Source organism: Enterobacter cloacae complex sp. HYC080_NIDB, from assembly GCF_056673325.1.
In genome coordinates this window covers 2,015,561-2,031,461 of sequence record NZ_CP114212.1, presented here as the reverse complement: position 1 = coordinate 2,031,461, position 15,901 = coordinate 2,015,561, and the positions used below count along the sequence as shown (strand labels likewise).

The window sequence follows — 15,901 nt, the reverse complement described above, 5'->3', positions numbered from 1 at the left end:
AGAGAAGATGACGACATTACTTAACCCGTATTTTGGTGAGTTCGGCGGGATGTACGTCCCGCAAATCCTGATGCCCGCCCTGCGCCAGCTGGAAGAGGCGTTCGTCAGTGCGCAGAAAGATCCGGCATTTCAGGCGGAATTTACCGACCTGCTGAAAAACTATGCGGGCCGTCCGACAGCGCTGACGAAATGTCGCAACCTGACCGAAGGCACAAACACGACGTTGTATCTCAAGCGTGAGGATCTGCTGCACGGTGGCGCACATAAAACTAACCAGGTTCTCGGCCAGGCGCTGCTCGCGAAGCGTATGGGGAAAACCGAAATTATTGCTGAAACCGGTGCAGGCCAGCACGGCGTAGCCTCTGCGCTCGCCAGCGCCCTGCTCGGCCTGAAATGTCGCATTTACATGGGTGCGAAAGACGTTGAGCGTCAGTCTCCGAACGTGTTCCGTATGCGCCTGATGGGGGCGGAAGTGATCCCAGTGCACAGCGGCTCCGCGACGCTGAAAGATGCCTGTAACGAAGCGCTGCGCGACTGGTCTGGCAGCTACGAAACCGCGCACTACATGCTCGGTACCGCGGCGGGTCCGCACCCGTTCCCGACCATCGTGCGCGAATTCCAGCGCATGATCGGTGAAGAGACCAAAGCGCAAATCCTTGAAAAAGAAGGTCGTCTGCCGGATGCGGTGATCGCCTGCGTCGGCGGCGGGTCTAACGCCATCGGCATGTTTGCTGATTTCATCGACGACACCCGCGTGGGTTTGATTGGCGTCGAGCCTGCCGGTCACGGCATTGAATCGGGTGAACATGGCGCACCGTTGAAGCATGGCCGCGTGGGGATCTACTTCGGTATGAAATCGCCGATGATGCAAACCGAGGAAGGCCAGATTGAAGAGTCCTACTCTATCTCTGCGGGCCTGGATTTTCCGTCAGTTGGACCCCAGCATGCGTATCTGAACAGCACGGGTCGCGCGGATTACGTTTCTATTACCGATGACGAAGCGCTGGAAGCCTTCAAAACGCTGTGCCGCAGCGAAGGGATTATCCCGGCGCTGGAGTCTTCCCACGCCCTGGCGCACGCGCTGAAAATGATGAAAGAGAACCCGGAAAAAGAGCAACTGCTGGTCGTTAACCTGTCCGGTCGCGGTGACAAAGACATCTTCACCGTTCACGATATTCTGAAAGCACGAGGGGAAATCTGATGGAACGCTACGATAATGCATTTGCCGAACTGAAATCCCGCCAGGAAGGCGCGTTCGTTCCCTTCGTTACGCTGGGCGACCCTGGTCCGAAGCAGTCGCTGAAGATTATCGACGCCCTGATTGAAGCGGGTGCCGACGCGCTGGAGTTGGGTATTCCGTTCTCTGACCCGCTGGCGGATGGCCCGACCATCCAGAACGCCACCCTGCGCGCGTTTGCCGCAGGCGTGACGCCCACTCAGTGCTTCGAGATGCTGGCGGCGATCCGCCAGAAGCATCCGACGATCCCGATTGGCCTGCTGATGTACGCCAACCTGGTGTTTAACCGTGGTATTGATGAGTTTTACGCCGAGTGCGCGCGCGTGGGTGTCGACTCCGTTCTGGTGGCAGACGTACCGGTAGAAGAGTCTGCGCCGTTCCGTCAGGCGGCGATGCGCCATAACGTGGCACCTATCTTCATCTGCCCGCCAAACGCCGATGATGAACTGCTGCGCCAGATTGCCTCCTATGGTCGCGGGTATACCTACCTGCTCTCCCGTGCGGGTGTAACCGGCGCGGAGAACAAAGCGGCGCTGCCTCTGCATCATCTGGTCGAAAAGCTGGCTGAGTACCATGCTGCGCCTCCACTGCAGGGCTTTGGGATTTCATCTCCCGACCAGATCACCGCGGCGATTGACGCTAACGCAGCCGGTGCAATCTCAGGCTCCGCTATCGTTAAAATCATTGAGAAGAACGTGGACAAGCCAGAGCAAATGCTGGCTGAGCTGAAAACCTTTGTCAGCGCAATGAAAGCGGCAACGCGCAAAGCGTAACCTCTCCACCGTCTGGCTTCGCCGCCAGACGGTGTTTCTTTAGCGCCGCCATTCCGGGCACTGCCACGCACATTCGCCTGCTTTTATCGCCTGGAACGAATTTGAAAATAAAGTTACTGACCGCAACAAAATAGCTCGGTGCGGCTTACGATTCAGGTCGTGGACTTGCCTGTGCCGGATATGCCATTATATGATTTGGTTAAATCTTTGTATTTATCTCCTGAATGAGGTTAATACAAAATGGCATACGATTCAGGCGATAAGCGGTGGTGTACTTGGATTATTTATTAACATTCATAGAAAGCAATCCGGCTCTGGCCATTGGATTTAATCTTATTCTGCTGGTCATCTCTGGTTTCTTTGCGCACCTGATGTGCAAATTCCTGCTCATAAAAATCGTTCGTAAGGTCTTCTTTTCCAGCCATAAACAGGATGTCCCTCTGGAAAAAGATCGTCGTATTGCCGAGAAGCTGTCGAATTTCATTCCGGTTATTATCGTTTATTACGTCCTGCAGTTTATGCCCAATATGCCGGCATCGCTGGTGACGGCAATAAATACCATCTGTGGGATTTTATTCTTTATTTTTCTGTCGGTTTTCTTCAATGAGATGCTGGATATTGTCAACAGCTCTTATTTACGCAAGACGAAGCGTAAAAATCACTCTATCAAAGGCTATATTCAGATAGGGAAAATATTTATCCACATCATCGCTGCGATCATGATCCTTGCCGTCATGTCGAATAAATCCCCCGCGATCATTATTTCCAGCCTCGGGGCCGTAGCAGCCGTACTGATGTTAGTCTTTCAGCACACCCTGCTTTCGCTCGTGGCCAATATCCAGCTTTCGTCAAATGATGTCCTGCAGTTGGGGGACTGGATTGAAATGCCCGATAAGAACCTGAGTGGCGAAGTGACCGACATAGCGCTGCACACCATTACCATCCGTAACTGGGATAACACAATCTCGCGTATCCCGACCAAAAACTTCCTGACCGAAACGTATACCAACTGGCAGGCCATGTTTTCGTCAGGGGCGCGCCGGATTATGCGCAGCACCACTATCGATCAGCACTCCGTTAAATTCCTCACTCAGGAAACGCTGGCCCCGATGCTGGCCCTGCGCGGCACGAATGAACCGCTGGCAAAGCTCATCGACGGGCGTGATCCCATGGGCGTACCGGACAGTTGGTTTATGGATAATGGCCTGACAAATTTAACGCTTTTTCGGCACTACCTGATGGCATGGCTCGCCGATCGGCCTGATATTATCAAAGAAATGTATATTGTCGTGCGAACGCTAAAGCCTACGCCGTCGGGTATTCCCCTGGAAATTTATTGTTTTACCTCATCCGTACTGTGGATGGAGTATGAAAATACCCAGTCAGCGATATTTGAATACATCACCGCTGTCGCCGGTCAATTCTCGCTCCGCTTATATCAGCATCCGGCTGGTCATGATTTCTGGCGTTTATCACAGGAATACAGCCTTCGGGACCGCATCCCGCCTCCGGGTGAAGGATAATTGTCTCTGAAAACAGGTCGGCAAAACAGAATAACAATTTTCCTGGAGCCATAAAAAAACCCGCACTCGGCGGGTTTTTTTGTTATCAGTGAAGCTTAACTGCTCAGACTCGCGTCTTCATCGCTATCGTAAGGGTCATTGATAACAGGCGCGACTTACAGCGGAGAAACATTACCCGCTGCCGGGCCTTTAGCGCCATTTTCAATGGTGAAGGACACTTTCTGGCCTTCATCAAGCGATTTGAAGCTGTCGCTCTGAATAGCAGAGAAATGTACGAATACATCTTTGCTGCCGTCGTCAGGCGTGATAAAGCCAAAACCTTTATCAGCGTTAAACCATTTTACTAAACCAGTCATTTTATTAGACATAGATAATTCCTTATTTTTTGAGCCACTAAGCGCGGCGATGATGGCCTGTATTTAGAGAGTAACTTATTTGGCACTTAGGAGGAGGCTCACGAAGAAGAGTATCTATTGATAACACCTGAACTGAGGACTGCTTTACTAAACTGCTTTTATAAGGTCTGTATTCCAAACCGATGACGCTATTTAGGCACAGAAAATTTTTTTAAGCAAAGTTTTTATTTTTTATTATAACCGCTTAAACACCCGGACGGCTGAATGGCTATGAAAACTAAAGCCGCTGGGGCCATGTATTCGCATCCTGTGATAGCCAAAGCATATTGCCTCTTTAGTGACGGAGAGCTCCATGAAAGGGGGGATCTTATCGGCACAGAGTGAACGCACCCTCGCTAAGTAGCTCAATATGCTTAAAATTCATGCCTATAGCGCACAAAGTGAAATAGATTTTCGTTCGAAGCCACTTATCATAGGTGTTTTGAATGAAAGTGGTGGTGTTAATGTCTGTGCTCAAAAGCTTTTTCTTCTTTCTTTTCGCGTCAGCAGCCTGCTCCTTGCCCGTACTTTGTCTGTGGGCGGATATCTCTTTATTTAATCTGGATATACCGGAGATATCGCTGACCGAAATTGTGCAGGAATCGGTTTTAGTGAGCATCGTATTTATTCACTTCCTCCTGGCGAAGAAATGGGAATTCATGCGCTATTGCAACATCCTGATCGGTGGCTTTTTCCTCTCCATGCTGATTCGCGAACTGGATGCATTTTTTGATCTTCTGGCTCATGGAAGTTGGGTGTGGTTTGCACTACTTTCCGCCATTTGCGCTTTGCTTTATCCCGTTATCCATTTCCGACTTACTCTTACGCAACTGACCCACTATACCCGTACCCCGTGGTACGGCATGATGCTCAGTGGTCTGCTGGCAGTCCTGGTTTTCTCCCGGCTGTTTGGAATGCACGAATTATGGTACGCGATACTCGATCAAAGCTACGTCAGGGTGGTCAAGAATGTCGTGGAGGAAGGCAGCGAATCATTCGGGTATATGCTCTGCCTTATCGCATCTGCAGGGTACTACTGCTCTTTCCGTTCCCTCTCCCGCCAGAAATGATTCGGGCATTCGAACAGGTGATAAACGAAGCTCCGGTGTGTAAAACCGGAAGCCTCGTTTTGGCTACGCAAGCTTTGCCAGCGCCTCGCCGATGCTTTTTGCTCCACCGTAGAGATCGTGGCCGCTGATAATGTGCTCAGTGCTGTCAACCGTAACCAACAGCAGCGGAACCCCCCTGAAACCTTTTTGATTCATAAGACGCTTTACGTCAGCGATCCTGTCGTCCGTCAGGCTGCGAAGCGCGTTATCGGCATCAAGCCGGCCGGCAAAGTCATTAGGGTTGAGGTCAACGTTATTTTCCCGAGCCCAGGCGATACCGATCTCTTCCACCACATCACTTTGCGCGGTATCACGCCCCAGTACATAGCGGGCATGTTGCAGTGCACGAAGCAGCCCTGCCTCTGCCGCCGGGCTGATTTCATGAAAAGCCGTAAGTGCCCGGTTCATAAACGTCGAATCAAAGCGTGCACCTGAGTTCAGGAGCTGGTGATAGCTCTCACTGAATGGCTGACCGGTCAGCGAAGCGATACGCCGATCGTTTGTCCACGCATATTCTGCCCATTGGGCGGTGATGTGCCGGGCCCCCTCATCACAAAAAAGACCGCTGGGCATTAACGTGAGTTTTTCGATGTAATGTTGTGCCAGATAATTCAGGGCGGGCGAGCTGGCATAACACCAGCCGCAAAGTGGGTCAAAAAAATACTGTAGATTGTCAATGCGCATGTGGTATCCCCTGGGAATCATTAGCCCTCATCATAATGAGATTCCTCAATGCGAAAAACAGCCCTCCAGTAAATTCAGTGTTTCATAGAGCGTACGAATGGACAGTATGTCTCTGCCCGAATGACCCCATCAGGCCAGGTCATTGGCGTCCGGTTTCTGCGCGCGGTGGATCTTGTCACGGATCTTATCGACTGATGCTTTGATGTCAGCAATGATGTCGGCGTCCATCCCCAGGGTATCCACAATACAGCGCGTGATAGTGCTGGTCTCGCTTTTCAGCGCCTCCCCCTTCTCCGTCAGGTGGATAAGCACTTCGCGCTCATCCTTCGGATTACGTGTCCGGGTGATCAACCCCGCAGTCTCCAGCCGCTTCAGTAAAGGGGTCAACGTGCTGGACTCAAGAAAAAGAATTCCACTCAGTTCCTTCACTGTTCGCCCATCCTGATTCCACAAGGTAACCATCACCAGATACTGGGGATAGGTCAGGCCAAGCTTATCAAGCATGGGACGATAGAGCTGAGTAAAAGCATGTCCCGCAGAGTAAAGAGAGAAACAGAGCATACCGTGCACATCTGGCAGGGAATCCTCGGAATTAGTGTGTTTAGTCATATGTCCTCCAGTCCCCTTAAAATAATTTGCATACGATTTAATTGCAAGCGATTGACAAAGGCAAAAAGGGCTGCCATATTCATTTGCACACAAACAAATCGCACACAAACAAATAACGCAACACATAACAGGAGTACAAAATGACAACTTTCATCACCAAAGACGGAACAGGCATTTTTTACAAAGACTGGGGTTCAGGTCAGCCTATCCTCTTCGCTCACGGATGGCCGTTATCGTTTGATGCCTGGGACCAGCAAATGCTGTTTTTCAGCCAGAATGGTTTCCGGGTCATCGCGCATGACCGTCGCAGCCATGGGCGTTCAGACCAGACTTTCCACGGCAACAATATGGATCAGTATGCGGACGATCTCGCTGAGCTGATTGAGTCGCTGGATCTGAAGGATCTGATTTTAGTGGGTCACTCCACAGGGGGCGGCGAAGTTGCACATTATATCGGCCGTCATGGTACCTCACGCGTGGCTAAAGTCGTTCTGGTCGGCGCAGTCCCTCCTCTTATGCTCCGGACGGATGCCAATCCAGACGGTACTTCGATTGAGGTGTTTGATGCTATCCGCGAAGGCACGGCCAAAAACCGCTCACAGTTTTACTTTGACCTGACAATTCCGTTCTATGGCTTTAACCGTGACCATGTCCCCACCAATGACGGGTTACGGGAAAACTTCCGCAGAATTGGCCTGCAGGGCGGCATTAAAGGGCAATATGACTGCATCCATGAGTTCTCTGAAGTCGATTACACACGCGACCTGCAGCAGATTGATCGCCCTACGCTGATTATTCATGGCGACGATGACCAGATTGTCCCCATTAAGGCATCCGCACACCGCGCCGCTGAGATCGTTGCGAATGCGACGCTGACGATATATGCCGGCGGTTCACATGGACTGGCGGAGACAGAGGCCGATCGCTTTAACGCTGACGTACTGGCCTTTATTCGCGGCTAACCAGGTGGCCTGTTTCAGACAGGCCACAATCCCCCCTACGCATACCCTTTAAACTGTATTGAAAAGAGGAATGATCATGTCCAAATTTGCTGCCTCCCTTGCCGTTGCCGCCGTTCTGCTGTCTGCCAGCGCAATCGCCGAAACCGCTAAGCCGACCGTTGTCCTGGTTCATGGTGCCTTTGCCGACTCTTCTAGCTGGAATGGCGTTACCCGGATCCTGCAAAAGGATGGATACAATGTCGTTGCTGCCGCGAATCCGCTGCGCAGTGTTTCGGGTGATGCGGCTTACGTCTCTTCTGTGGTGAACAACATTAAGGGGCCGGTCGTCCTTGTCGGGCATTCCTATGGTGGCCAGGTTATTACGAACGCGGCCCGTGATACAAACAATGTCAAATCGCTGGTTTATGTCGCCGCATTTGCTCCGGACGCGGGTGAAGCCGCGGCCGACCTGGCAGGGAAATTCCCTGGCGGCACGCTTGGCCAGGCGCTTGCCACACCGGTGAAGCTAGCTGATGGTAGCGTCGATCTCTCCATCGTTCGGGCGAAGTTCCACCAGCAATTCGCGCATGACGTTTCAGCTGAAGAGGCGGCGCTGATGGCCGCAGGGCAAAGACCGATTACCGAAGCGGCTTTAACTGAAAAATCGGGTGTGCCAGCCTGGAAAAAACTGCCCTCTTACTTCATTTACGGTGACGGCGACAAGAATATCCCCGCCCAGGGTTTGCGATTCATGGCTGAACGCGCGGGATCAAAACACACCGTTGTGATTAAAGGCGCATCCCATGTCGTGATGGTTTCACATCCACAGGATGTCGCCACACTTATCGAGGAAGCGGCGAAGTAAACATCACTCTCCCGCCCCGAAAGCCACCCCTCGCCTGAGGGGTGGCCATATCCGTAATGCCCAGGTTTTAATCCCGCGCAAAGTACAACGTATATTGGGTTCATCCTTCCCCCGACTCACCAAAACGTAGCGAAATATCCACGCCTTCAGTAACAAGGTCCGGCAGCATAGGGGGCGGCAATGCGCAGGGTTCCACTCAGCGCATCACCATTATCTGCGGTCCGCCGCTGCAACGGCGCTCAAGCCTTCGTAGCTATCACCCATGAACTTTAACGACGACTTTCCCCTTTGCATGCCCGCGAGCCAGATAGGTGAAGGCGTCGCTCGTTTCGGCAAAGGGGTAAACCTTGTCGATTACGGGCTTGATGAGTTCAGCGTCCATGAGTTCACCGATTTGGCTGAGCTGGCTGCCATCAGGGCGAACAAAGAGAAACGAATAGGTCAAACCTCGCTTTTTTGTCAGCCGCATGATTTTGCGGCTCATCAGCCCTAATACGAAACGCAGGAAAACATTAAGGTGTCGTTCCCGCGCGAAAGCAGCATCTAACGGCCCGATCAGGGAAATAATTTTCCCTCCCGGCTTAAGGATTTGCGTGGATTTCTCAATCGCGTCACCTCTGATAGTACCGAGGACAATATCGTAGCCGCTCAGCACTTTTTCGAATTCCTGCTTTCTATAGTCAACGACGTCATCTGCACCAAGGCGGCTCACCCAGTCAATGTTGGCTGCGCTGGTGGTCGTCCCAACCGTTGCGCCAAAGTGTTTCGCCAGCTGAATAGCAAAACTGCCGATTCCACCGGATCCGGCAGGGATAAATACTTTCTGCCCCGCTCGCAGCATCGCGCGTTCTGTCAGCGCTTGCCAGGAGGTGAGACTGACCATAGGAAGTGACGCGGCCTGTACGAAATCCAGACTGGCGGGTTTTAACGCCGCAAGGCTTTCTGGCACCCGGACAAATTCGGCCAGCGACCCCGTTCCCCTGTCAAAAATACTGGCGAAAATCTCGTCGCCTGCCTTGAATCGCGTTACGCGACGTCCTGTGGCAACGACAACGCCGGACACATCACTGCCCAAGGTCGCGGGGAGACTGAAATGCAGAACGCGTTTGAACATGCCGGTCGGGATCATGTTATCGATTGGGTTCAGACCTACTGCATACACTTTGACCAGAATTTCATCATCACCGGGGGACGGAAAATCGACGTCATCGATCCCCAGTCCCGGGGATTTACCATAGCGTTTAAACGTAAACGCTTTCATCGTCTTCTTATTCATTTGTCTTTTACTCTGCCGGGTTTGCCTGTGGCATGTTTCTTAACAACGCTGTTGCTGAGTGAAAAAACGATACTCAGTCCTATGCCGAATCCCCCCTGACTACACTTTGTAGCGCTCTGCCACGTTAGCCTGGTTGATGTCCGCAAGCAGAGCCTGACGCGTCCTCTCCAGGTCATCCCAGTGGGCAGCGTGTTGTAAAGGAGGGATGGTGACGAGTTCGCGACGGTCAAAGCCCGCCAGGGCTGCGTCAACTAACTGATCCACTTCCATCATCTCGGGCGCCTTACTGATATCAATACCGGCACGTTCCCAGATTTCGGTGTAAGTGCCGGCCGGAAGTACCGCCTGGACGTAAACGCCTGCGGAGGACAGCTCAAGATGCAATCCCTGCGACAAGAAAAGCACAAAGGCTTTGGTTGCACCGTAAATCGACATGCCAAATTCCGGGGCAAGCCCAACGACTGAACTGATATTGACGATCGCACCTTCTCCGGCGTTGACAAACCTTGGTGCCGCGGCACTGGCAAGTCTCGTCAGCGCGGTGACATTCAGGGCGATAAGACGCTCAATTGCCTCGGACGTCTGGCCGATAAAATGGCCCGACTGTGCGATGCCGGCGTTATTGATCAGCACCCCTATTTTTTCGTCTTCACGAAGACGCGTTTCCACCGTCGCTAACTCCGCTGCCTGAGTGAGATCGGCAGGCAGGACATCTACAGAAACGCCCTTCTCCTGTCTCAGACGTTCGGCAAGTGCGTCTAATTTTGTTTTATCCCGGGCAACCAGAATCAGGTTATGTCCACGGCTTGCAAACCTTTCCGCATAAACAGCACCAATACCCGTCGATGCGCCTGTAATGAGAACTGAAGTTTTCGTCATGTGTGATCTTCTTTATCAAATGTTAAACAGAATCTGCACCGTTCGATGCAGGTAAATCCGGGAGATATCCGGCTCTCTTTGCTGATCTCAGCCAGACTGACAGAGCGTGCCTTTCTCTGCGAAGCGCTGTCGGAGACACGAATTTAATGATGATGATCATAATCTATAAAGTCAATTGGTTTGATTATGATCATCATCAATGTATAATTGAGCCTTGTTTTATAGGGGGTGGGCAGCATGAAAGTGTCAAAAGAGCAGGTCCGGGAGAACCGGATGCGCATAGTTGAAACGGCATCCGAACTTTTTCGTGAACGCGGCTATGACGGCGTGGGCGTGGCGGAGCTGATGTCTGCTGCGGGTTTAACCCACGGCGGATTTTATAAGCACTTTGGTTCGAAGGCCGACCTGATGTCAGAGGCCATGAATTGCGGGTTTGTGCATGCCGCTGAAAACCTGGCGGGTGTAGATCGAGACAAATTCATTGAATATTACCTCTCCCGGCAGCATCGCGATGATATGGCCGGAGGTTGCGTGATGTCTGCCCTGGGCACGGACACCGCACGCCAGTCCGAGTCCATCAAAGAGACATTTGCAGCCGGGGTTGAACGTCAGCTGGCAATGTTAAGCGACGAAAATGTCTCACGTGCTGACCTGATAAATACCTTTGCACATCTTGTCGGGGCTCTGGTGTTGTCCCGTGCCTGCCCGGATAATTCCGCGCTGGCTGACGAAATTCTGGATGTCTGCCGCTCTCGCATTATGAGTAAGGCTCCGCGAAAGGAATGAATATTTTGCAGCCGGGGGTGTGATTGTCGGGAAATAACCGGAAGATTTAATGACGGAGGTCATAAAAAATGACGCTATCCCGGAGAGTAGGTTTGGAGAGGTTTTAGAGTAAGCCAAAAAGTTATATATTCCGGCCCGTTAAACCCAAATACACCTTCTGAGTTCAGAGGCTTACTCATGTCATGGCAATACTTCAAACAGACTTATTTAGTTAAGTTCTGGTCACCTGTTCCGGCCGTTATCGCGGCAGGCATTCTCTCTACTTATTATTTCGGCATTACCGGTACCTTCTGGGCCGTGACCGGCGAGTTTACCCGCTGGGGTGGTCAACTTCTGCAACTCGCTGGCGTGCATGCCGAAGAGTGGGGCTACTTTAAACTCATTCACCTGGACGGTACTCCGCTTACCCGCATCGACGGAATGATGATCATCGGAATGTTCGGCGGCTGTTTCGCTGCGGCGCTGTGGGCAAATAACGTCAAGTTGCGCATGCCCAAAAGCCGCATCCGCATTATGCAGGCGGTCGTCGGCGGGATTATTGCCGGATTTGGTGCTCGCCTGGCGATGGGCTGTAACCTTGCCGCGTTCTTCACGGGTATTCCGCAATTTTCACTGCATGCCTGGTTCTTTGCCGTCGCCACCGCGATTGGCTCTTACTTCGGTGCAAAATTCACCCTGCTGCCGCTGTTCCGTATTCCGGTAAAAATGACCAAAGTTAGCGCGGCGTCGCCGCTGACCCAGAAGCCGGACCAGGCGAAACGCCGTTTTCGCCTCGGTATGCTGGTCTTTTTTGCCATGATCGCGTGGGCAATCTGCACAGCGCAGAATCAACCGAAACTCGGCCTGGCGATGTTGTTCGGCGTAGGGTTCGGTCTGCTGATCGAACGCGCGCAGATCTGCTTTACCTCTGCGTTTCGCGATATGTGGATCACCGGACGAACCATGATGGCAAAAGCGATCATTGCCGGTATGGCGGTGAGTGCCATCGGCATTTTCAGCTATGTACAACTCGGTGTTGAACCGAAAATCATGTGGGCCGGTCCTAACGCGGTGATTGGTGGCCTGCTGTTTGGCTTCGGAATTGTGCTGGCAGGCGGGTGTGAAACCGGCTGGATGTATCGCGCCGTCGAAGGCCAGGTGCATTACTGGTGGGTCGGCCTTGGTAATGTCATTGGTTCAACCATTCTGGCGTACTACTGGGATGATGTCTCACCTGTACTCGCAACAAACTGGGATAAGGTCAATCTGTTGAGCACCTTCGGTCCGCTCGGCGGCCTGCTGGTAACCTATGCCTTGCTGCTGGTCGCTTTTTTACTGGTTGTCGCGCAGGAGAAACGTTTCTTCCGTCGCACCACCGCTAAACCTGAAACGCAGGAGAACGCTGCATGAAAGAGATCGTGCCTGATTATCGACTGGATATGATCGGCGAACCTTGCCCTTATCCGGCAGTGGCTACCCTTGAAGCGCTACCGCAGCTCAAAAAAGGGGAAATTCTGGAGGTGGTGAGCGACTGCCCGCAATCCATTAACAACATTCCGCTGGATGCTAAAAACCATGGCTACACGGTGCTGGATATTCAGCAGGACGGGCCAACAATCCGCTATTTGATTCAAAAATGAACGTTCAGGCCTCGTCAGAGGCCTTTATCGCATTGAATTATAAGACCTCTTGATCGAGGGCAAAGCCGCCGCATCTGACTTAAGTAAAATCTCATATCCATTTTGAAGGAGGTTTTCGCAGTTTGATGTATTTACGAGCTTTACTGGTTTTCGCCTTATTGATTCCCTTTCACGTGCTGCCCCTGAATTTCTCTTCCACCTTCCTGCGCCTTAACTGTCCGGAAAGAGGACTTGTCGAGGTTATTCTGCACGTTTACGACCATACGCAGGAACGCTGGCGAGATCATTTTGAAACCGGGGCGGGGCACAAGCGCGCGGGTGACACGGAAATTATCCCGTTTGCCAACGGTGATATTCTGTTCCATTCGGTGTCCAGCGATGCATTCAGCTATTTATATGATGGGGAAACGCGCCTCAGGCACTGCCTTAAGCTGGACGAACGACCGGTTTATCCGTCGTTTTAAGAGTGCGATGCAAACTGGCCACCGCGTGGCCAGTTTAACCGGGGGATTAGAAACGATACCCCGCAGAGAACATAAACACCCACGGGTCCAGTCTCGTGTTGATACTTTGCTGCTCACCGCCCGCTTTAAAGCGTACGTCTGTATCAATGTCCATGTACCAGACTGAGGCGTTGATCAGCCAGTCACGGTTAATCAGGTAATCCAGCCCCACCTGTCCCGCCATACCCCATGAATCTTTCAGGCTGAGGTCAGTCAGACCGGCCTCTTTACCGGTATCGTTAAATTTCTCATCGAAGAAGGTGGTGTAGTTTACACCGGCGCCAATATACGGACGCACCTTGCTGCTGGCATCGCCAAAGTACCATTGCGCCATCAGCGTTGGCGGTAAATGGTGAACGGTGGCGATATCACCGGTTGCCCCCAGACCGACGCGATGACGGAACGGCGTTGCCGCCAGAAGCTCGACACCAATGTTATCCGTCGCCATATAAGTGAACGTTAAGCCTAACTGGGTGTTATTACTGACGTTAAAACCGCCCATACCCAGCACGTTATCAGAGCCCTCAGTTGGGCGAACCGTGGCCGAACCGGCACGAATAAAGAATTCACCTGCTTCGTGCGCATACGCGCCGCCAGAGAGACTGCTTAATACAAGGGCTGCCACCGCTAATTTTTTCATATCCGCTCCATCGTTGTGGTTTTAATAGCGGGTGAGAATATACTCACAAAAGAGTAATAAGTGATCTGCCACAGATCACATTAAAACCAGTAAGTTAACATTCATTGATCTGGGTTAATTTTTTGTGGCACTTTGAAAAACATTAAGTTGTTTCCATGTCAATTTTTGGCATTTCACAGTTACAAAATTTTCTCTTTTCCCCCTCTTGCTCTTGCTCAGGCGGCTGGCTAATTTATCGCTCTCACAAATTGATTTGATGCGTTCTTTTTTGCAGGTGTGCCATGAGTGAAGTTAACCCGTGCATGACGTGCGGAGCCTGTTGTGCGTATTTTCGAGTCTCTTTCTACTGGGCCGAGGCCAGCGATGGCGGCGGTACCGTTCCGGTTCATCTCACTGAGCCGTTGACCCCTTTTCTGCGCTGTATGCGCGGCACGAACCAAAAACAAGCCCGCTGCGTCGCGCTACAGGGTGAACCCGGGGTCTCAACCCGGTGTTCCATCTATGAGGATCGCCCCAGCCCCTGCCGGGAATTTGCTATGTCAGGGGAAGACGGGCAGGTCAACGACGCCTGTAATCGCGCCCGCGCACGGGTCGGATTACCGCCGCTTTACAAAGATATGCTTTTCCATACAAGCCTTGATGCTGCCACAGCAGGTGCATCCGGTGTACAATTGCCGGCTAATTAACACCTGCAATACTCAAGGAGAGTGCATGTCTATCACGGCGAAGTCTGTCTACCGTGACACGGGAAACTTTTTCCGCAATCAGTTCATAACTTTTTTACTGATCGCGTTGCTTTGCGCCTTTATCACCGTGGTGCTGGGCCATGCCTTCTCACCGAGTGATGAACAGATTGCCAGCCTGAGCCAGGGTGACAATCTGGCAGGAAGCGTCGGGTTGTTTGAACTGGTGCAAAACATGACGCCAGAGCAGCAGCAAATCCTGCTGCGGGCTTCAGCCGCATCGACGTTCTCTGGTCTCATTGGTAATGCGATTCTGGCGGGCGGCGTTCTCCTGATGATTCAGCTGGTGTCAGCGGGCCATCGGGTCAGTGCCTTACGCGCGATTGGCGCCAGTGCTCCCGTTTTGCCGAAGCTGTTTATCCTGATCTTCTTAACCACCCTGCTGGTGCAGATGGGGATTATGCTGGTCGTGGTACCGGGCGTGTTGCTGGCTATCGTGCTCTCTTTTGCCCCGATCATGATCGTGCAGGACAAAATGGGGATTTTTACCGCAATGCGCAGCAGCATCAGGCTCGCATGGGCGAATATGCGCCTGGTGGCCCCTGCCGTGATCGGCTGGCTGCTTGCGAAAACGCTTCTGCTCCTGTTTGCGCCAAATTTTGCGGTTTTAACACCTAATGTTGGCGCGGTAGTCGCGAATACGCTGAGCAACCTGATTTCAGCGGTACTGCTGGTCTATCTGTTCCGCCTGTATATGTTAATTCGTCAGTAATCCTGATGCCGGGAGCATGACCCGCTTCCCGGCTCAACAGAGAGATGGAATCACAGAATGAAGCAGTTTCTTGATTTTTTACCGCTCGTGGTCTTTTTCGCGTTTTATAAGCTGTATGACATCTATGCTGCGACCACTGCGCTGATTATCGCGACCGCGGTTGTGCTGATCTACAGCTGGGTACGTTACCGTAAAGTTGAAAAAATGGCGCTGGTCACGTTCGTGCTGGTCGCTGTTTTCGGCGGGCTGACCCTGTTCTTCCACAATGATGAATTCATCAAGTGGAAGGTCACGGTGATATACGCGCTGTTTGCAGGCGCATTGTTAATCAGCCAGTGGGTTATGAAAAAACCGCTTATCCAGCGCATGCTGGGTAAAGAGCTGACGCTGCCGCAGCAGGTCTGGTCCCGACTGAATATCGCCTGGGCGGTGTTCTTTATTCTTTGCGGTCTTGCCAATATCTACATTGCCTTCTGGTTGCCGCAAAACATTTGGGTCAACTTTAAGGTCTTTGGCCTGACCGCCCTGACGCTGATTTTCACCCTGCTCAGCGGCGTTTACATCTATCGCCATATGCCGCAGGACGATAAGCACTAACTGCTGGTTG

The 15,901-nt window shown here is 52.1% G+C and carries 19 protein-coding genes; 13 read left to right on the top strand and 6 right to left on the bottom strand.

Going from position 1 to position 15,901, the window contains the following annotated elements:
• The first annotated feature begins 7 nt into the window (after positions 1-7).
• The 3 genes from trpB (at position 8) to O1723_RS09615 (ending at position 3,533) form a co-directional block, all read left to right on the top strand.
• Positions 8-1,201 (top strand): tryptophan synthase subunit beta, encoded by a 1,194-nt coding sequence (trpB, locus tag O1723_RS09625; RefSeq protein WP_014884100.1) that lies wholly within the window; start codon positions 8-10, stop codon positions 1,199-1,201.
• Positions 1,201-2,010, top strand: coding sequence for a tryptophan synthase subunit alpha (gene trpA, locus O1723_RS09620; RefSeq protein ID WP_248191198.1), 810 nt, complete (start codon positions 1,201-1,203; stop codon positions 2,008-2,010). The genes trpB and trpA overlap by 1 nt, the downstream gene beginning before the upstream one ends.
• Before the next feature lie 266 nt (positions 2,011-2,276).
• Positions 2,277-3,533, top strand: a complete 1,257-nt coding sequence (locus tag O1723_RS09615) for a mechanosensitive ion channel family protein (RefSeq protein ID WP_014884102.1) — start codon at positions 2,277-2,279, stop codon at positions 3,531-3,533.
• A 155-nt stretch (positions 3,534-3,688) separates the two neighbouring features.
• Here the strand turns inward: O1723_RS09615 and cspE are convergent, their stop codons facing one another.
• Positions 3,689-3,901: a transcription antiterminator/RNA stability regulator CspE gene (gene cspE, locus O1723_RS09610; RefSeq protein ID WP_014884103.1), complete on the bottom strand. Its 213-nt coding sequence runs from the start codon at positions 3,899-3,901 to the stop codon at positions 3,689-3,691.
• Positions 3,902-4,392: 491 nt separating this feature from the next.
• On the opposite strand from cspE, the gene O1723_RS09605 reads away from it, so the two are divergent.
• The gene (locus tag O1723_RS09605) at positions 4,393-4,998 is read left to right on the top strand and encodes a hypothetical protein (protein WP_032629007.1); all 606 of its coding nucleotides are present in this window, start codon (positions 4,393-4,395) and stop codon (positions 4,996-4,998) included.
• Positions 4,999-5,061: 63 nt separating this feature from the next.
• Here O1723_RS09605 and O1723_RS09600 read toward each other — a convergent pair whose 3' ends face one another.
• Both O1723_RS09600 and O1723_RS09595 read right to left on the bottom strand, forming a co-directional pair.
• Positions 5,062-5,721 carry a DsbA family protein gene (locus O1723_RS09600; RefSeq protein WP_014884106.1) on the bottom strand — a complete coding sequence of 220 codons (660 nt, stop codon included), beginning with the start codon at positions 5,719-5,721 and terminating at the stop codon, positions 5,062-5,064.
• A 129-nt stretch (positions 5,722-5,850) separates the two neighbouring features.
• Complete coding sequence (locus tag O1723_RS09595; protein ID WP_014884107.1) at positions 5,851-6,330, bottom strand: MarR family winged helix-turn-helix transcriptional regulator; 480 nt, start codon at positions 6,328-6,330, stop codon at positions 5,851-5,853.
• 140 nt (positions 6,331-6,470) lie between these two features.
• On the opposite strand from O1723_RS09595, the gene O1723_RS09590 reads away from it, so the two are divergent.
• Positions 6,471-7,292 (top strand): alpha/beta fold hydrolase, encoded by an 822-nt coding sequence (locus O1723_RS09590; protein ID WP_248191200.1) that lies wholly within the window; start codon positions 6,471-6,473, stop codon positions 7,290-7,292.
• Between the two features lie 76 nt (positions 7,293-7,368).
• Positions 7,369-8,136, top strand: coding sequence for an alpha/beta fold hydrolase (locus tag O1723_RS09585; RefSeq protein WP_014884109.1), 768 nt, complete (start codon positions 7,369-7,371; stop codon positions 8,134-8,136).
• 256 nt (positions 8,137-8,392) lie between these two features.
• On the opposite strand, the gene O1723_RS09580 is transcribed toward O1723_RS09585, so the two are convergent.
• On the bottom strand, positions 8,393-9,412 hold the full coding sequence (locus tag O1723_RS09580; RefSeq protein WP_023337386.1) for an NADP-dependent oxidoreductase: 1,020 nt from the start codon (positions 9,410-9,412) through the stop codon (positions 8,393-8,395).
• A 99-nt stretch (positions 9,413-9,511) separates the two neighbouring features.
• Positions 9,512-10,291 carry an SDR family NAD(P)-dependent oxidoreductase gene (locus tag O1723_RS09575; protein ID WP_023337387.1) on the bottom strand — a complete coding sequence of 260 codons (780 nt, stop codon included), beginning with the start codon at positions 10,289-10,291 and terminating at the stop codon, positions 9,512-9,514.
• A gap of 237 nt (positions 10,292-10,528) precedes the next feature.
• Here O1723_RS09575 and O1723_RS09570 point away from each other — a divergent pair, with 237 nt between their 5' ends.
• From O1723_RS09570 to O1723_RS09555, 4 genes are all read left to right on the top strand, one after another.
• A complete protein-coding gene (locus O1723_RS09570) occupies positions 10,529-11,077 on the top strand; it encodes a TetR/AcrR family transcriptional regulator (protein ID WP_023337388.1) in 549 nt (182 codons plus the stop codon).
• A 177-nt stretch (positions 11,078-11,254) separates the two neighbouring features.
• Positions 11,255-12,466, top strand: coding sequence for a selenium metabolism membrane protein YedE/FdhT (yedE, locus tag O1723_RS09565; RefSeq protein WP_023337389.1), 1,212 nt, complete (start codon positions 11,255-11,257; stop codon positions 12,464-12,466).
• Positions 12,463-12,696, top strand: a complete 234-nt coding sequence (yedF, locus tag O1723_RS09560; RefSeq protein WP_014884113.1) for a sulfurtransferase-like selenium metabolism protein YedF — start codon at positions 12,463-12,465, stop codon at positions 12,694-12,696. The genes yedE and yedF overlap by 4 nt, the downstream gene beginning before the upstream one ends.
• A gap of 125 nt (positions 12,697-12,821) precedes the next feature.
• Positions 12,822-13,160 (top strand): hypothetical protein, encoded by a 339-nt coding sequence (locus O1723_RS09555; RefSeq protein ID WP_014884114.1) that lies wholly within the window; start codon positions 12,822-12,824, stop codon positions 13,158-13,160.
• Between the two features lie 46 nt (positions 13,161-13,206).
• Here the strand turns inward: O1723_RS09555 and ompW are convergent, their stop codons facing one another.
• On the bottom strand, positions 13,207-13,839 hold the full coding sequence (ompW, locus tag O1723_RS09550) for an outer membrane protein OmpW (RefSeq protein WP_014884115.1): 633 nt from the start codon (positions 13,837-13,839) through the stop codon (positions 13,207-13,209).
• A gap of 281 nt (positions 13,840-14,120) precedes the next feature.
• Between ompW and O1723_RS09545 the strand changes: the two genes are divergently transcribed.
• From O1723_RS09545 to O1723_RS09535, 3 genes are read left to right on the top strand one after another with little or no spacing between them, the layout of a single operon-like run.
• Entirely contained in the window at positions 14,121-14,525 is a 405-nt protein-coding gene (locus O1723_RS09545; protein ID WP_014884116.1) for a YkgJ family cysteine cluster protein, read from the top strand.
• A gap of 25 nt (positions 14,526-14,550) precedes the next feature.
• Positions 14,551-15,294 carry a YciC family protein gene (locus O1723_RS09540; protein ID WP_014884117.1) on the top strand — a complete coding sequence of 248 codons (744 nt, stop codon included), beginning with the start codon at positions 14,551-14,553 and terminating at the stop codon, positions 15,292-15,294.
• A 57-nt stretch (positions 15,295-15,351) separates the two neighbouring features.
• A complete protein-coding gene (locus O1723_RS09535; RefSeq protein ID WP_014884118.1) occupies positions 15,352-15,891 on the top strand; it encodes a septation protein A in 540 nt (179 codons plus the stop codon).
• Positions 15,892-15,901 lie beyond the last annotated feature (10 nt).

Bases quoted from the DNA above. Each gene is read 5' to 3' on its own strand.
- trpB (WP_014884100.1), top strand. From the start codon at position 8: ATGACGACATTACTTAACCCGTATTTTGGTGAGTTCGGCGGGATGTAC.
- trpA (WP_248191198.1), top strand. From the start codon at position 1,201: ATGGAACGCTACGATAATGCATTTGCCGAACTGAAATCCCGCCAGGAA.
- cspE (WP_014884103.1), bottom strand. From the start codon at position 3,901: ATGTCTAATAAAATGACTGGTTTAGTAAAATGGTTTAACGCTGATAAA.
- O1723_RS09605 (WP_032629007.1), top strand. From the start codon at position 4,393: ATGTCTGTGCTCAAAAGCTTTTTCTTCTTTCTTTTCGCGTCAGCAGCC.
- O1723_RS09600 (WP_014884106.1), bottom strand. From the start codon at position 5,721: ATGCGCATTGACAATCTACAGTATTTTTTTGACCCACTTTGCGGCTGG.
- O1723_RS09595 (WP_014884107.1), bottom strand. From the start codon at position 6,330: ATGACTAAACACACTAATTCCGAGGATTCCCTGCCAGATGTGCACGGT.
- O1723_RS09590 (WP_248191200.1), top strand. From the start codon at position 6,471: ATGACAACTTTCATCACCAAAGACGGAACAGGCATTTTTTACAAAGAC.
- O1723_RS09585 (WP_014884109.1), top strand. From the start codon at position 7,369: ATGTCCAAATTTGCTGCCTCCCTTGCCGTTGCCGCCGTTCTGCTGTCT.
- O1723_RS09580 (WP_023337386.1), bottom strand. From the start codon at position 9,412: ATGAATAAGAAGACGATGAAAGCGTTTACGTTTAAACGCTATGGTAAA.
- O1723_RS09575 (WP_023337387.1), bottom strand. From the start codon at position 10,291: ATGACGAAAACTTCAGTTCTCATTACAGGCGCATCGACGGGTATTGGT.
- O1723_RS09570 (WP_023337388.1), top strand. From the start codon at position 10,529: ATGAAAGTGTCAAAAGAGCAGGTCCGGGAGAACCGGATGCGCATAGTT.
- yedE (WP_023337389.1), top strand. From the start codon at position 11,255: ATGTCATGGCAATACTTCAAACAGACTTATTTAGTTAAGTTCTGGTCA.
- yedF (WP_014884113.1), top strand. From the start codon at position 12,463: ATGAAAGAGATCGTGCCTGATTATCGACTGGATATGATCGGCGAACCT.
- O1723_RS09555 (WP_014884114.1), top strand. From the start codon at position 12,822: ATGTATTTACGAGCTTTACTGGTTTTCGCCTTATTGATTCCCTTTCAC.
- ompW (WP_014884115.1), bottom strand. From the start codon at position 13,839: ATGAAAAAATTAGCGGTGGCAGCCCTTGTATTAAGCAGTCTCTCTGGC.
- O1723_RS09545 (WP_014884116.1), top strand. From the start codon at position 14,121: ATGAGTGAAGTTAACCCGTGCATGACGTGCGGAGCCTGTTGTGCGTAT.
- O1723_RS09540 (WP_014884117.1), top strand. From the start codon at position 14,551: ATGTCTATCACGGCGAAGTCTGTCTACCGTGACACGGGAAACTTTTTC.
- O1723_RS09535 (WP_014884118.1), top strand. From the start codon at position 15,352: ATGAAGCAGTTTCTTGATTTTTTACCGCTCGTGGTCTTTTTCGCGTTT.